This window comes from Bartonella bovis 91-4 (assembly GCF_000384965.1).
Taxonomy (GTDB): domain Bacteria; phylum Pseudomonadota; class Alphaproteobacteria; order Rhizobiales; family Rhizobiaceae; genus Bartonella; species Bartonella bovis.
This window is the reverse complement of the sequence record NZ_CM001844.1, coordinates 348,592-364,883: the sequence shown is the minus strand read 5'-3', so window position 1 is coordinate 364,883 and position 16,292 is coordinate 348,592. Positions and strand designations below refer to the sequence as shown.

Below are 16,292 nucleotides of genomic sequence, written 5' to 3'. Positions count from 1 at the left end.
TTATTTATTCCTTTTGTGCACATGCATATATAAAATATCCATCTTATAAAAAAGGTGTTTTGGAGCATTCTTGCTTAAAATTGTAAAAATCTTCTCAGACACTTCTCTACTAAACAGTTCTCCTCTTCCAAAAGTATAAAAAAACTTGTAAAAGGTTTTAAACTGCAAAGTCAAAAATATAAAAGCTTTGCCTCAAATGAAATTTCATTAAACGAAAAGAAGAAAATTTATGCAATTGCGTAATATTGCCATCATTGCTCATGTCGACCACGGTAAAACAACACTTGTGGACGAGCTTCTCAAACAATCAGGAAATTTCCGCGATAATCAGCGCACTAGTGAGCGTATGATGGATTCAAATGATATTGAAAAAGAACGTGGTATTACAATACTAGCAAAAGCGACATCAGTTGTTTGGAAAGATACTCGAATTAATATTGTTGATACCCCTGGTCATGCTGACTTTGGTGGAGAAGTTGAACGTATTCTCAATATGGTAGATGGAGCAATTTTACTTGTTGATGCAGCTGAAGGTCCTATGCCGCAAACTAAATTTGTTGTTGGAAAAGCATTAAAAGTAGGATTACGTCCCATTGTTGTTATCAATAAAATTGATCGATCCGATGCACGCGCTGATGAAGTTATTAATGAAGTTTTCGACCTTTTTGTCGCTCTTAATGCAACTGATGAACAGCTTGATTTTCCTATTCTTTATGGATCAGGTCGTGATGGATGGATGGCTGAAACTTCCGAGGGACCAAAAGATCAAGGATTGAGTTCCTTATTTGATCTTGTGATCCGCCATGTGCCTGCACCTACTGTAGCGGAAGGACCTTTTCGTATGATTGGCACTATTCTTGAAGCAGATCCGTTTTTAGGCCGAATTATCACAGGTCGAATCTACTCAGGTTCTATTAAACCCAATCAAAGCGTTAAAGTTCTTGGACAAAATGGAAAGCTTTTAGAAACTGGGCGTATTTCAAAAATTTTGGCATTTCGTGGGTTAGAACGGCAACCGATTGAAGAAAGCATTGCCGGTGATATTGTAGCAATTGCTGGTCTACAAAAAGGTACTGTTGCTGATACTTTCTGTGACCCTGCCATCAATGAACCACTTACAGCCCAACCCATTGATCCCCCCACTGTGACTATGAGTTTTCTGGTAAATGATAGCCCACTTGCTGGGACTGAAGGAGATAAAGTGACAAGTCGCGTTATCCGTGATCGTTTGCTAAAAGAAGCGGAAGGTAATGTAGCCCTTAAAATTGAAGAATCAACCGATAAAGATTCTTTCTATGTTTCAGGACGAGGGGAACTACAACTTGCAGTTCTCATCGAAAACATGCGTAGAGAAGGCTTCGAACTTAGTGTTTCGCGCCCACGTGTGGTTATGCAGAAGGATGAAAATGGAATAACTCTTGAACCAATCGAAGAAGTTGTGATCGATGTTGATGAAGAATATTCCGGAACTGTTGTTCAAAAAATGTCAGAGCGCAAAGGAGATATGATTGAATTACGTCCATCTGGTGGTAATCGTGTACGTCTTGTCTTTCACGCACCAACTCGTGGACTTATTGGTTACCAATCAGAACTTTTAACCGATACGCGTGGTACAGCAATTATGAATCGCCTCTTCCATTCTTACGAACCTTATAAAGGAGATATCGGTGGCCGTACTAATGGCGTGATGATTTCAAATGATAATGGTGAAGCCGTTGCTTATGCTCTTTTCAACCTCGAAGATCGAGGACCTATGGTGATCGATTCTGGTGCTAAAGTCTATCAAGGCATGATTATTGGCATTCATTCACGCGATAACGACTTAGAAGTAAATGTTTTAAAAGGAAAAAAGCTAACCAATATGCGCGCTTCTGGTAAAGACGAAGCTATAAAATTAACACCTCCGATTAAAATGACATTAGAACGTGCATTATCATGGATACAAGACGATGAACTTGTGGAAGTAACCCCTAAAAATATTCGTCTACGTAAACTCTATTTAGACCCTAATGAACGCAAACGCTTTGAAAAAACACGTTCACTAATTTCAACCTGATCATGCCTCCCTTAGAAAATATTTTAGTGCATTTTATTTGATTTGACTCCGGAAAGGATATTTATAATGAATATTAAAGAGATACCTATTGGCAATAATCCACCAGAAGATATTAATGTTATCATCGAAGTGTCTGTTGGTAGCCAACCAATAAAATATGAGATGGATAAAAAATCTGGATTATTATTTGTTGATCGCTTCCTCTATACACCTATGGTCTATCCCGGCAATTACGGCTTTGTTCCACATACACTTTCAGAAGATGGTGATCCAATTGACGTTCTTATTTGTAATACTCGTCCACTCATGCCTGGTTGTGTTATCAATGTCTGCCCAATCGGGGCTTTAATTATGGAAGATGATGGTGGTAAAGATGAAAAAATTATTGCTGTCCCTACCCCAAAATTAACGCAGCGATATGTTAATGTTCATAATTATACAGATCTTCCTACAATCACATTAAAGCAGATTGAACATTTTTTTCAGCATTATAAAGATCTTGAGCCTGAAAAATGGGTTAAAATTGAAGGTTGGCGTGACAAAAACTTCGCACGTGAATTGATTAAGGAAGCTATCGCAAACGCAACAAAGGAATAGAATAGATCAACTCTAACAAATCAAAGCCTGTTTTTTTAACAGGCTTATATAGTTTTCATTCATATTTCCTTAAATGTATATTGCTCATAAATTGCAGTTTTTGTTCAAGTTCTTCTATATATCCTGAAAAACGAAGCTGTTTATAACGTGATGTTGTACCACTCTTAAGAGAAATATAAGAAGATGGTATTTTCCACTGCCTTGCTAAAAATTTAATCAATGCCTTGTTTGCCTTGCCATTTTCAGGAACAGTACGAAGACGTATAACTAAATGCTGTGTTTCACCATCCCAACTCTCAACCCCTACTATGCTATCTACTGAAGCTCTAGGGATCAAACGAACGAATAAAATTAAGCCACTGGCATCAATACGATACAGCATCTTTATCTGTTTGGTGTAATATTCTTATATTTATAAGAATAAACCTACATAAGCTCGCCACATAAAAATACGAATAAAATAAATAATCAGAAAAACTATAATAGGTGAAATATCAATTGCTCCAAGATTTGGCAAAAAATACCGGATACGACTTAAAATCGGCTCTGTAGCACAATAAAGAAAATTCCCTATCATTGTAACAAAGGGATTGCGCATATTTATGATATTAAATGCACAAAGCCAAGAAAAAATAACATTGGCTATCAAAATAGCAACATAAATACTTAAAATAAGATCAATCACTTGAAGCAATGCATAGATCATTCTTTATTCCTTTACCAACCAATAGAATAAAAGATCATATATAGTGCATTCATAATAATAAACCTATCAAAATGGCTCTACAGTTAAGCTCTTTTTTCACTAAAGAAAAATGGTAAGTAACTTAATCCTTAAATACATATCATATAATAAAATTAAACAACAACATTAGATAAGATAATTACCAGTTAAATAGGAGCAAAATCGAATGAAAAACGGAGCAAAAAACGCTAGATTGCTTCTTCCCACTCAATTAATAAATAACTTCAGTTTTTCTACAAAAAATACTTTAAATTAAAAACGGCCTAAAAAGGCCGCTTTCCATTTGATAAGAAAATTATTTTTGCAAAGCCATTAAACGATTAAGTGCATCACCAAAACCATTCAGTTGAACGAATAATTCATTCAGAGGTGGTTCACCTGGAGCAGCAACTGTCATAGATAATTTCAGCTGCTTCCCAGTGCGTAAAGCTGCTACAAAATTTTTATCAAAAATTATTGGAACAACGCAACCTGCTGGTACACAAGTGCGAACACTGGTTTCAATAACAGTTTTTGAATCATCTACATGTAAACGGATCGGCTTAGAAACTAAAATACCAAAAGGAACCGTCAAACTTCCAGATACAACATCATCAGCATCGAGCACAACATTCATAGCCACTACAACACGATTCTGGTCATTAACTTCCTGACGGAGCATGAAACAAACTTTCTTCCCCTCCTGTATACCACAGTTAACGCTCCACAAATCATACGTCTCTGTCAACGAAGAAGCACCATTTGGCAACGTAGCTACAGAAGGCTTTGCAATTGGCTTTGAATTCTGGGCAAACGCTACAGGAGAAATACTTAATAACGCAGAAATTACAAAGAAATTTAGTAATTTTTTCATTTTATACTCAGTTCCTCATATAAATAGAATCACTTTGACTCTTTCTAATAGTGGTATATGATACTAAAGTATCTCAACGAAACAATAGCTTTTTGTAATCATAAATTTATAAATATCTAAAACTATTTCGAAACTCATTAACAACTTGTGTATAGACATGTTTCTTAAAAGAAATAACAAGTGATGGAAGTGCTTCGAAATTAACCCATTTCCATTGGTTAAACTCTGCTTTATTACCATCAGGTGGGGGATTAATTGTGATTTCAGAAGGCTCTCCCATGAACTGAAAAGCAAACCATTTTTGTATTTGCCCACGATATTTACTATTCAACACGTGCCCAACAAGTTCTTGTGGAAAATCATAATAGAACCAATCTTTTGCTTCTTTAATTAACTTTATCGACCGGATACCTGTTTCTTCATATAACTCACGTCGTGCCGCATCTAGTGGATTTTCACCCTCATCAATCCCCCCTTGAGGTAACTGCCAAAGTTTAGATATATCAGCATTTGTATAAGCAAACGTCATTAAACGGCGCCCAATCCAAACCTTACCTTCACGGTTAAATACAAGCATTCCAACGCCTTTCCGATAAGGAAGAGCTTTGAAATCAACAATTGTATCCATAAAATAACCTCTTAAAAGAGCATAACCCATACAAAAATGCAGATTATAAATATTTCCTGTTACTTTAAAATACCTTTATTAGGATCTGGTGGAAACGCTGCATTCACTATTTCACCTCGTAAAAGTTTATAAGCTTGATTCAATTGGACATCATCCTTCGGATCTTTCGGAACAAAAGCAGCTGAACCAGACCCTTTATCACTTTCCCTTTTCCCTTTAATATGCCCTTTCAACTCAGATTCACCAACCGTCACATTATAACCTTTATATTTTTCAGGCAAGGGCTGCTCTACAATAATATCTGGAGTGATTCCGGTTCCCTGAATTGATGTGCCAGATGGTGTGTAATATAGTGCTGTCGTTAAGCGTAAAGCACCATTATCATTACCCAAAGGAATAATCGTTTGAACAGATCCTTTACCGAAAGATTGTGTTCCTAAAATTGTAGCACGACGGTGATCTTGTAAAGCACCTGCAACAATTTCAGAAGCACTAGCTGAACCACCATTAATGAGCACAATAAGAGGCTTCCCATTAATTATATCGCCTTGTTTAGCATCAAATCTCATCACATCACCTTTTTTACGACCACGTGTCGATACAATTTCACCTTTATTGAGAAAAGCATCTGAAACACTCACAGCCTGATCTAACAGACCACCGGGATTAAGCCGTAAATCAAGAACATATCCTTTTAAGTTATCTTGAGGAATTTTAGACTGAATATCTTTAATTGCAGCTTTAAGATTAACAAAAGTTTGTTCACTAAACTGAATAAGTCTTAAATAACCAATATCATTTTCAATACGATATTTTACTGCTTTCACCTTTATGATATCACGAATAATCTTAATCTCTAACGGTTTATCAACACCAGAACGAATAATTGTCAGTGTAATTGGAGTTCCAACAGCACCTCGCATTTTATTGACGGCCTCATTCAATGTTTGACCATTTACCTCTTTGCCATCAATTTTTGAAATAATATCCCCTGCTAAAATGCCTGCTTTTGAAGCAGGTGTATCATCTATCGGCGACACAACTTTTATTAAGTTTTTCTCCATAGTCACCTCAATACCAAGGCCGCCAAATTCCCCCTTAGTAGAATCTCTCATATCCTTGGCTTTTTCAGCATCCATGTAAGATGAATGCGGATCAAGCGATGAGAGCATACCATTTATAGCATTTTCAACAAGCTTTTTATCATCTGGTACTGTCACATATTGCGCACGCACTCGTTCAAAAATATCACCAAATATGGCCAGTTGTTTATAAGTATTATTTTCATTATTTGCAGCAACAGACTGCACTACAATTATCGAACTGGCGCTGAGTAACACCCCAACGACTAAAAAAATAACTTTACGAATCATTTTTCTCCCTTTTCAATTTTTCAGTCTGCCACCAAGGGGTTGGATTCACAGGTTTTCCGTCTTTTCTAAATTCAATGTAAAGCATTAAAGCATTTTTACCTATATCTAATGTAACAGCACTTGCAACAAATTGTGTACTCATCACTCCAAGAGGCTCTCCCGCAAAAACAAATTGTCCTTGAGTTACGTTTATTTTTTCCATCCCAGCAAGAACAATATGATAACCGCTTCCAACATTGAGAATGATTATCTGCCCATAAGAACGAAATGTTCCAGCAAAAGCAACAACAGCATCTGCAGGAGTTGTTACTAAAGCTGCTGGTTCTGTTTCAATTATTTCACCAAAGCGTGTAGCATGAGAACCGCTATTAAATCGTTGAATTTTTTTTCCCGATACAGGAAAAAGTAAAGAGCCTTTTTGACTCTCAAAATTGAGCTTTTCCAACAATCGGATATTCTTCTGGATTTGCGCTGATGAATTCGCGCTAAGTTGTGATTCATGTTCAAGTTGTGAAATTAATTCTTCCAAAGAATGAGCTTTCTTAGAAAGAGCACTACTTTTTTGTCGTTGTTCTATCAATTCTTTTTCCGATTTTTTTTGTAATTTTGCTTTTTCACTTAATAAAAACTCTAAATGTTTGCGCTGTTCAGCTTGATTTTGCATTTCATCTCTTAAAGCCGTACATTCTGTAGTAATGGAATAGCTCAAATTAGTTAATTTCTTAAGATTGGCTGACAAAACCAGCGTTCTCTCCTGCATCTTAGGAATGACAGCTCCTAATAGCACAGAACTACGTATAGAAGCCAATACATCTTCAGGCTGCACCATAATAGCAGGAGGTGGATTTAGCCCCATTCGCTCTAAAACAGCTAACAGTTCTGCAAATTCAGTTCGGCTGTTCTTTAAATTGTTGTGTACTTGTGTCTGCTGTTGTATGAGTTTTTCAAGCTTTTCTTTTTTTTCAGTAATATTACGCTCTATATCATGTTCTGCTTTAGCTACTTTTACTAATTCATCAGTTAAAGTACGTTGATCTTTCTTTAAACGAGTAACTTGACTATCAAGGAAAGCAATACGTTCACGTGATACTGAAATATTTTGGCGAATTTCCATCAACATTTTATGTACTGCTTCACGACTATCATTATCTTCAGCATAAGATACAGATGAGTAAAATCCTATACTCAATGCCAGTACCATAAACATAATGTATGGCTTAAATAAATATTGCATTTTTTTATGAAGAATCTGCGTCATTTATCTAACCGTCAAGCCCAATCATATCAAATAAAATGCTTTAAACGGTGTCAACTAAAACAATATTAATAAATTACAATAATAGATGCTAAAAATCACACAAAAAGCTAGAAACGATGATATGGATGATGGCTCATAATTGTTACAGCCCGATAAAGCTGTTCTGTAAGCAATATACGTGCAATTTGATGTGGCCATGTCATAAAACCAAAAGATAAAAGAAAGTCAGCGCGATTTCTAACATGCTCACTATGCCCATCAGGCCCTCCTAAAGCGATTATTAAATCACGAATACCCTCATCGCGATAAAACGCCAGCTTTTCAGCAAAAGAAGATGACGAAATTAATTTTCCACGCTCATCCAATACAATCAATCGGCACTTTTCAGACAAAGTTTCAAAAAGTTTTTCACCTTCTTCTTCCATGCGCTGGCATGCTGTTTGAGCGCGACTTTCCGATATTTCTTGCATTTTTTTAAAATGAAGACCTACAACTCCAGCACTTTTAGAAAAACGATCCAAATAACGACGAGTTAATGTCTGCTCAGCTCCTTTTTTCATGCGTCCAACAGCAAAAATAGAAATTTGCATATCAATTGTCTCCAAAGACAATTGTCTTCATATCGTCTAAATTTGGAGCAAGCCATATTTTTTCTAAATTATAAAAAGTACGAATTTCTGGACGAAAAAGATGAACTATAATATCTCCCATATCAATTAATACCCAATCACCCGTAGAAAACCCTTCTACTTTTGCCTTACCGTATCCACTATCTTTCCAAGTCCATAACAAATGGTCAGCAACAGCTGATACATGACGCTGCGAACGTGCCGAAGCAATAATCATATAATCAGCCAAAGATGACTTACCCTGAAGATCAATAGAAACAATATCTTCTGCTTTTGCATTTTCTAAACTACTGAGAATAATTTTAAGACCATCAGATACTAAAAAGAATTTTTCTTCTACCGGTGCTTCCATGAGATGATGGCATTTTTGTGAGTTATTTTCCAGGTCGATACCCTTTCTTATCATTTGAAATTATAGAAAAAAGAGGAATTTTTTCATAGAGATTTGCAGAATCTTATAAAATGTTCAAGAAAAATTATTTTCTTTTAAGCGAAACTGTGTTGAAGTTTGAAAAAATAAAGGTCCATGTAAATAAGTCCAAGCTGGTGGCGACATAAAAGGTAAAAGTGCACTTTTTCTTTCATCTAAACGAAAATAACGGTAAGTTCGTGCCACAGGAGAAGAAAGCGCTGGCGTACGCAGTGAGGGACGATCAACAATCGCAATAGGAAGCATAGACATAATATCACGCCATCGACGCCAATAATGAAACGTTGCTAAAGTATCTGCCCCTATAACCCATACAAAATGTACCCCTCTATAGTGGGCAAGAATATGAGTAATTGTTTCCACTGATATCGTGCTACCTATCTCCTTCTCAAAACCAGTAATACGAATCTTTGGATGATCAACGAGCTCAAAACTTAGCTGCATTCTTTCGTGTATAGATGGTAATTGTGTACAATCTTTTAAAGGATTTCCTGGAGTTACCATCCACCATAATTGATCAAGACGTAAACGCCGAATTGCAGTTTTTGCAACAAAAAGATGCCCTGCATGTGGTGGATTGAATGAACCACCAAATAGGCCAACAATACTCGACCTTTCGATATGTGGCATACAATTTTCCCATAGGAATTGATTCAAGGTCTAACCTGCCCACTTCCTGTAATTTGATATTGAAATGACGTCAATTGTTCAACACCAATTGGTCCACGTGCATGTATTTTCCCTGTTGCGATCCCGATTTCTGCCCCAAAACCGAACTCACCTCCATCTGCAAATTGTGTTGATGCATTATGAAGTAAAATAGCTGAATCTAAATGTTTAAAAAATATCTCCACCACTCTCATATCCTCAGCAATAATTGATTCAGTATGTCCTGATGAATAACGTTTAATATGCGCAACGGCTCCCTCTACACTATCAACTGTTTTGACAGAAAGAATTGCATCAAGATATTCACAAGACCAATCTTCCTCATGTGCTAATTTAACTTCTGGCATTAGCGAAACAATATCTTCTGTTGCACGAATTTCACACCTTTTTTCGTGTAAAGCAATAAGAACAGGAATAAATTTGTTTAATGCCTGACGGTCAATTAAAACTGTTTCAACAGCTCCACATACACCTGTACGTCGCAATTTTGCATTTAATACAATATCACGTGCCATATCTAAATTTGCTGATTTATCAATATAAATATGACAAAGCCCCTCTAAATGTGCAAAAACAGGAACACGTGCATCAGATTGAATACGTGCAATAAGATTTTTCCCACCACGAGGTATAATAACATCAATTGCACCATCCAATCCCTTGAGCATTTCTCCAACAGCAGCACGATCTGTTGTTTCAACCATCTGGATAATGTCTTTAGGTAAGCTGGCTTTCTCCAGTCCTTTTACCAACGCTAAATAGAGAGCGTATGCAGAATGAAAACTATCTGAACCACCACGTAAAATTGCAGCATTTCCAGATTTTAAGCACAAAGCACTTGCATCAATTGTAACATTTGGTCGACTTTCATAAATGATACCAATCACACCAAGTGGTGTTCGTACACGACGTATATGCAACCCATTAGGGCGTGTCCATTCGCTTACCACTTGTCCGATAGGATCAGGAAAATATGCAATCTGTCTGACACTGTCTATTATTGCACGTAAACGTAATTCATCTAACTTCAGCCGATCAATCATCGCTGGCTTCAAATTATTTTGAGCTGCATTTGCTAAATCTTGACTATTAGCATGTAAAATCTCACTTGACTGAGCTTCCAAACTCAGAGCTATCATTTCCAACGCATTTTTCTTTTCTTCAGCAGAAAGAATTGCAAGCTTTGAAGCAGCATTACGCGCTTTTTGCCCCATAGCTTTCATCTCTTTTTTTAAAGTCATGCAATTATCCATTTATCAAAAAGTAATCTACAATAAAAACTAGCTTTTTTTAAAAGAAAAACCAGTTAAATTACGTAAAATCATATCATTGCGATGTACCATAGCAGAGCGTGACTCATACCCGAGAATGCGCTCTATTTCTTCATTTTTACGTCCTATAATGCTTACTGCTTCATCTTTGTCATAGCTTACAAGACCGCGAGCAATCTCAACTCCACTTTCATCAACAATTGCGACTGTATCTCCACGGGAAAATACTCCCTTAACCGCTACAACCCCCGCAGCTAATAATGACTTCCCAGATTTAAGAGCCTTCACAGCGCCTTGATCAATAGTTAAAATACCAGATGGATCTAAATTACCAGAAATCCACGTTTTCCAAGCATTGACTGGCTTTTTACTAGGAGCAAAAAAACTGCTACGTTCCCCTTGATCAAGTGCGGAAAGAGGATTTATACGCTTTCCCGAAGTAATAACCATAGCCGTTCCAGAAGAATTAGCTATTTTTCCAGCGTCAAGTTTTGTTTTCATTCCACCCCGGGAAAGAAGTGAATCAGAACCACCTGCCATTTTTTCAATATCACTTGTAATGGATGGTATAAAAGAAATAAATTCAGCATTTGAATTGAGATGAGGTGATTGTGTATAAAGGCCATCAATATCTGATAAAAGTATTAAAAGATCAGAACCCATCATAGTTGCGACGCGTGCTGCCAAACGGTCATTATCACCATAACGAATTTCGCTTGTTGCTACGGTATCGTTCTCATTAATAACAGGTATTGCCTTAAAACGTAAAAGCGTATTAATTGTAGCACGTGCATTGAGATAACGTCGACGTTCTTCTGTATCGAATAATGTCAGCAAAATTTGGCCTGTTCTTAATCCATGTTGAGCAAGAATATCAGTATAAGCTTTGGCAAGTTCAATCTGCCCCAAAGCAGCACATGCCTGACTTTCTTCTAATTTTAAAGCACCGTTAGGAAGATGTAATAATGTCCGCCCTAAAGCAACAGCACCAGAAGATACCAATAAAATTTCAACTCCCTTTTGGTGTAATGCAACAATATCACTTATCAAACTTTGAAGCCATTCAACACGTAAACCTATTTGGGGATCAACTAAAAGTGCAGAACCAATCTTAATTACAATGCGTTTATATTGCTCAAGTTTTTGCAATCCAACCGCCATCTTCTTTAACCCTGCTCATCTTTATTGATATTGTCTTGACGCTCCATTTCAATCATGTGAGCAACAACACGTAACACATTGTCTAAACCTTCATGACTAACCGCAGAAAGCATCATCACAGATTTACCAATCGCCTTTTGCAACATCTCTTGCTTAGTTTTACACTCCTCAACAGAAAGAGTATCTATCTGGCTTAGAGCAACAATTTCATTTTTATCGCTTAAATTATTTCCGTACGCCTCAAGTTCAGTACGAATAATTTGATATGCCTTGACCACATCTTCTTCTTGAACAGAAATTAAATGAATTAAAACACGGCACCGTTCTACATGTCCTAAAAAACGATCACCAATTCCCACGCCTTCATGTGCTCCTTCAATTAAGCCAGGAATATCAGCCAAAACAAACTCACTGGCATCACTACGCACAACACCTAGGTGAGGATACAGCGTAGTAAAAGGGTAGCTCGCAATTTTTGGCTTTGCAGCCGTTACCGATGCTAAAAAGGTTGATTTCCCAGCATTAGGCAAACCAATCACCCCTCCATCAGCAATCAGTTTCAAACGCAGCCACAATGTATGTTCTTCTCCACTCAAACCAGGATTTGCGTGGCGGGGCGCCCTATTCGTAGATGTAGCAAAATGAAGATTACCAAAACCGCCATTACCTCCTTTTGCAAGACAATACCGTTGACCAACTTCTGTTAAATCACAAATCAGGGTTTTATTATCTTCTGCAAAAATTTGTGTCCCAACCGGTACTTTAAGGATGACATCTTCACCTTTTTCACCCGTCATATTACGGCCTTTGCCATGCCCACCCGTTTTTGCTCTAAAATGCTGCTGGTAGCGGTAGTCAATCAATGTGTTGAGGCCATCAACAACAATAATCCAAACGTCACCACCACGCCCACCATTACCCCCATCGGGACCTCCAAATTCTATAAACTTTTCACGACGAAATGATACAGCTCCTGCTCCACCATTACCAGAACGAACATAAACTTTAGCCTGATCAAGAAATTTCATGGCAGTGCTCACAGAGGAATTAATTATATTTATTTTTATAGAAAATGGATTAATCTTACCAGTTTTCTACCTACAAAAGAAAACCACACATAATATTATTCAAAATTATTTGGAAATGTTTTTTATATTCAAATCAATAAAATAATTTCCAACTTCTTCAAAAAAAGGAATTATTGTTGTGTTTCGGTTTTCTCCTTCAATTTAAGAGCTACAAGATATAGCTCAACTGATTCTGTTCGACTTGCAGGTGGTTTAACGTGATGGATTGTTTTAAAATTCTGTTTCAATTTCGTAAGAAGAGTGTTTTCTGCCCCACCCTGAAAAGTCTTTGCTAAAAAATGCCCACCAGGCTTGAGAACTGAAATAGCAAAATCAGCAGCAGATTCACATAAATAAACTGTCCTCAAATGATCTGTCTGACGATGACCTGTTGTTGGCGCTGCCATATCAGAAAGAACTACATCTGGTTTTGCCCCTAAAGCATTTATCAATTTTTGTGGTGCATCTTCATGAAAAAAATCCATTTCTAACATTACAACTCCAGGTAGAGGATCTACATGCAAATAATCAATACCAACTACGCTAGGCCTTTGATCATTTGACCCCACTATACGTGCCACCACCTGGCACCACCCTCCAGGTGCTGCTCCTAAATCAATAATTTTTTGACCTTTTTTTAATATCTTATAGCGTTCGTTAATTTCGATCAATTTATAGGCAGCACGTGAACGATAACCATCCATTTTCGATTGATGGACATAAGGATCATTCAAATGTCTTTCCAACCACCTCCGTGACGATGCTTTAATGGTCCCTGCTTTTTTTTTGACTCGCTGATATAATTCATGCGAACCTGCACCGCCACGTCCACCTGTTGATGTTTTTATAGTTTTTTTCATGGTCGTTTATTATCTCTATATTGATAATTACTAGCGCTTAGAAATCTCTTTTCTTATGACTACACCACAGTGTACCAGTAATGCTACCAAAGTACCATTTTTCACCCCATAGTTAAACTCTCAACCATTGGCGAGGTTAAACTTCTCAAATAAAGTTGAAAATTGCACAAAAGGCTAAAATTAAATTTGCTCTTTCTAGACCATTACAAGGATTAATTTCTCGTTTCCTGATGTATCATGAAAATAAACGCTTTATTATAAAAGTAATATCTATATTATTCATCAAATACTCAAAAACCAATCTCTTGTAATCATACCTATGTTAATATCATGTAACTTCAATTATAGCATCCTAGATTAAAGCGTATCCCTTTAAAGCAGTAAGAGCTCCAAAAGTTCCCCAAATATAAAACTTCAGATTATGGACTAACTCTCTTCATTTTAACGATTTTAAAAATTACTTAAACTTACATCTCTATTTTCAAACATTCAAAAAATGTAAACAACACTAATAGAAAGAGATGTTTAAGTTGTAATTCGTCTAGCTAAATGTAAAGAGCACAATTCTCAACAATCTACTGTCAATATCAAAAAGCACAATCGACCGCGTAAATATTTAACTTAACTAATAATGCGCCATATCCTAAAATAGTACAATACGCTTCTGTTGCCTGATTCACAATTTCTAACTTAAAAGCCGACTTTACTTAAAATTCATTGAATAAACTGACTATGTTCAGTTAAATAGTAAGCTTTTATCGTACTTAAATAATAATTGCCTAAAATGTTTTGCACTAATTTTTAAAAGAACATAAAAAAGTTTATACGATTTCACTCCTACAAAACAATACATTATTTGATTTATAAAAAATCATTTCTATGGATACTGCGGCATAAAAACTCAATTACTGGCAATTTTGTGTAAAAAATGAAATTTAATAATTGAAAACATTATGATTTTGCCAACAAACTTATTTTTTTTAATCTTATTATTGCAAAGAAAACAGCGCTTCATTTAGGCCTTTAAATGGCGCTACAAAAGAAAGTGTTTTTCCCTCTTTAAGCTGATAAGAGATGCGCACATTGCTACTTTTGCTTATTTGTTTCATTAAAACAGGCCCTACAGGATATTGCGCCAAACAGATTTCTTGATTGCACTGCTTGTAATTAATAAGAAGCGGTTTTTTAACATCTTCCATAAATACTTCAATAGGAACATTTATGTTAGCATTTGGCAACGTTCGTAACAACATAACCGGCTGACCATTTTTTGTAGAAACAAGAGACCAGCTAAAAACCTTGTTACCTTCTTTATCATCGTGGATTGTCTGAGTTACATTACAGATCCCTTGCTTCATTGTTTTGTTTTCATCGCAAATTAATGTCCAATAATCAAATTGCATAATAATTCGACGCGTTTCACCAGGCTTTCCACCGGGCACTGATAATTGCGGTGGATGCACCGTATAAACACTGTCTTGCTCCTCAGAAAAGCTTACAGCCTTTCCTAAAAAGACAAGAACAAACAAAAGACCTGCAATAATACTCTTTCGATTTATCACCATTATTTTAATGCTATGCTTAATCCTGCTCCTACACCCCAGTGCCCTCCAGAAGTGGTGACAGATAGATTAGAACGCATCCTTCCATCTTCAGACATATAACCAGCTCCAAAAGCAATTGCTGATTGATCACGCCATACACCGCTACCAAATGCAACACTGAGCATTCCTGGCGTATTAATATAATTTAAATTAGCTACAGCCAAACCGATAGCAGCGGCTTGTCCTGCTTCCTTTTGCACATTTTCAACTCTATAATTTAAAGCATTAAATTTCATATCAGTATAAGTGTTGGCTCGTGCAACAGCACTACTAAATACATCCTCTATTTTTTTATCTGTATACTTGTTGGCGTCTGCAAGAACAAGCTTCATTTGTTCTTCGGTGTAATCATGTAACTGACCGCCATTGACTGCTTGTTTTGAACTTTTTTCAATTTTACCATCTGCAACATTATCAATGAGCACAGGATCACTTTCATTACCACCTGCTAAGGTAATGGTATTAGTTTTTTCACTCCGTTCATCTATATCATAGGTGACAACCCTATCATTGAGAATATCGACTTGATCAACCACATTATCAATCCTGTTTTCAAGCTTGTTAGCCTTTCTGTTCGTCTTCCAAAGCTGCTTACCTGTGACCACATCAGTAGAATTCTTCTTAATAGCACCATTTGCTACATTCGTGATCTTACCAGGCTGACTATTATGATTAGCATCATAAGCATTTTTATCACTATTCCAATTTAAACTATCAGAATTCACTGGAGAACTTACCTGATTTTCAATCTGTTGAATACAATCATTGAGACCAGACATACTGCTATTAACAGCATTAAAAGCATCAGCTACATTATTATATGTTTGTTTTCTACTCCTATCCTTCGCACCAAAGTTTGCAATTGTAAACATCGGCCCTTTACATTGACCATTATACTCAGCTCCACCACCAAAATACTTCGCTATCGTGGTGTTTATCTTATAAAGCTGAGAACCTATTACTGCTTCTTTCGATCCGCTCAAGAGATCTCCATCTGCCACACCTATAATATGTCTATCGGCAGCATTGATTGCATCAGTAGTTACTGCCGGACCATTTGTAATAAATAAGCCATAGCCTTTTTCAAATGA

At 36.5% G+C, this 16,292-nt stretch carries 16 protein-coding genes and 2 pseudogenes; 2 read left to right on the top strand and 16 right to left on the bottom strand.

Annotated features, from left to right (window positions below; translation table 11 throughout):
• Positions 1-229: 229 nt before the first annotated feature.
• Positions 230-2,056 (top strand): translational GTPase TypA, encoded by a 1,827-nt coding sequence (gene typA / locus BBBE_RS01600; protein ID WP_010700869.1) that lies wholly within the window; start codon positions 230-232, stop codon positions 2,054-2,056.
• Positions 2,057-2,122: 66 nt separating this feature from the next.
• On the top strand, positions 2,123-2,653 hold the full coding sequence (gene ppa, locus BBBE_RS01595; protein ID WP_010700868.1) for an inorganic diphosphatase: 531 nt from the start codon (positions 2,123-2,125) through the stop codon (positions 2,651-2,653).
• A 55-nt stretch (positions 2,654-2,708) separates the two neighbouring features.
• On the opposite strand, the gene BBBE_RS01590 is transcribed toward ppa, so the two are convergent.
• The 16 genes and pseudogenes from BBBE_RS01590 to BBBE_RS07650 all read right to left on the bottom strand — a co-directional run.
• Positions 2,709-3,035: a DUF167 domain-containing protein gene (locus BBBE_RS01590; protein ID WP_010700867.1), complete on the bottom strand. Its 327-nt coding sequence runs from the start codon at positions 3,033-3,035 to the stop codon at positions 2,709-2,711.
• Positions 3,036-3,065: 30 nt separating this feature from the next.
• Positions 3,066-3,359: a YggT family protein gene (locus tag BBBE_RS01585; RefSeq protein WP_010700866.1), complete on the bottom strand. Its 294-nt coding sequence runs from the start codon at positions 3,357-3,359 to the stop codon at positions 3,066-3,068.
• A gap of 334 nt (positions 3,360-3,693) precedes the next feature.
• Positions 3,694-4,251, bottom strand: a complete 558-nt coding sequence (locus tag BBBE_RS01580) for an invasion associated locus B family protein (protein WP_010700865.1) — start codon at positions 4,249-4,251, stop codon at positions 3,694-3,696.
• A 106-nt stretch (positions 4,252-4,357) separates the two neighbouring features.
• Complete coding sequence (locus BBBE_RS01575; protein WP_010700864.1) at positions 4,358-4,879, bottom strand: RNA pyrophosphohydrolase; 522 nt, start codon at positions 4,877-4,879, stop codon at positions 4,358-4,360.
• 59 nt (positions 4,880-4,938) lie between these two features.
• A complete protein-coding gene (locus tag BBBE_RS01570; RefSeq protein WP_010700863.1) occupies positions 4,939-6,252 on the bottom strand; it encodes a S41 family peptidase in 1,314 nt (437 codons plus the stop codon).
• Positions 6,242-7,459 (bottom strand): murein hydrolase activator EnvC family protein, encoded by a 1,218-nt coding sequence (locus BBBE_RS01565; RefSeq protein WP_022708623.1) that lies wholly within the window; start codon positions 7,457-7,459, stop codon positions 6,242-6,244. Before BBBE_RS01565 ends, BBBE_RS01570 begins: the two co-directional genes overlap by 11 nt.
• 158 nt (positions 7,460-7,617) lie before the next feature.
• Entirely contained in the window at positions 7,618-8,100 is a 483-nt protein-coding gene (gene rlmH, locus BBBE_RS01560) for a 23S rRNA (pseudouridine(1915)-N(3))-methyltransferase RlmH (protein ID WP_010700861.1), read from the bottom strand.
• A 1-nt stretch (position 8,101) separates the two neighbouring features.
• Positions 8,102-8,545, bottom strand: a complete 444-nt coding sequence (gene rsfS, locus BBBE_RS01555) for a ribosome silencing factor (RefSeq protein ID WP_035464474.1) — start codon at positions 8,543-8,545, stop codon at positions 8,102-8,104.
• Positions 8,546-8,605: 60 nt separating this feature from the next.
• Complete coding sequence (locus BBBE_RS01550; RefSeq protein WP_010700859.1) at positions 8,606-9,199, bottom strand: nicotinate-nucleotide adenylyltransferase; 594 nt, start codon at positions 9,197-9,199, stop codon at positions 8,606-8,608.
• A gap of 23 nt (positions 9,200-9,222) precedes the next feature.
• Positions 9,223-10,479 carry a glutamate-5-semialdehyde dehydrogenase gene (locus BBBE_RS01545; RefSeq protein ID WP_010700858.1) on the bottom strand — a complete coding sequence of 419 codons (1,257 nt, stop codon included), beginning with the start codon at positions 10,477-10,479 and terminating at the stop codon, positions 9,223-9,225.
• Positions 10,480-10,518: 39 nt separating this feature from the next.
• The gene (gene proB, locus BBBE_RS01540) at positions 10,519-11,670 is read right to left on the bottom strand and encodes a glutamate 5-kinase (protein WP_010700857.1); all 1,152 of its coding nucleotides are present in this window, start codon (positions 11,668-11,670) and stop codon (positions 10,519-10,521) included.
• A 5-nt stretch (positions 11,671-11,675) separates the two neighbouring features.
• Positions 11,676-12,698, bottom strand: a complete 1,023-nt coding sequence (gene obgE / locus BBBE_RS01535; RefSeq protein WP_010700856.1) for a GTPase ObgE — start codon at positions 12,696-12,698, stop codon at positions 11,676-11,678.
• A 170-nt stretch (positions 12,699-12,868) separates the two neighbouring features.
• Positions 12,869-13,597 (bottom strand): RlmE family RNA methyltransferase, encoded by a 729-nt coding sequence (locus BBBE_RS01530; protein WP_010700855.1) that lies wholly within the window; start codon positions 13,595-13,597, stop codon positions 12,869-12,871.
• Between the two features lie 989 nt (positions 13,598-14,586).
• Complete coding sequence (locus tag BBBE_RS01525; protein WP_022708621.1) at positions 14,587-15,162, bottom strand: invasion associated locus B family protein; 576 nt, start codon at positions 15,160-15,162, stop codon at positions 14,587-14,589.
• A pseudogene (locus BBBE_RS01520) lies at positions 15,162-15,854 on the bottom strand (YadA-like family protein); the annotation flags it as partial. The pseudogene BBBE_RS01520 and the gene BBBE_RS01525, both read right to left, overlap by 1 nt.
• Positions 15,855-16,109: 255 nt before the next feature.
• A pseudogene (locus BBBE_RS07650) lies at positions 16,110-16,202 on the bottom strand (hypothetical protein); the annotation flags it as partial.
• Positions 16,203-16,292: the final 90 nt, after the last annotated feature.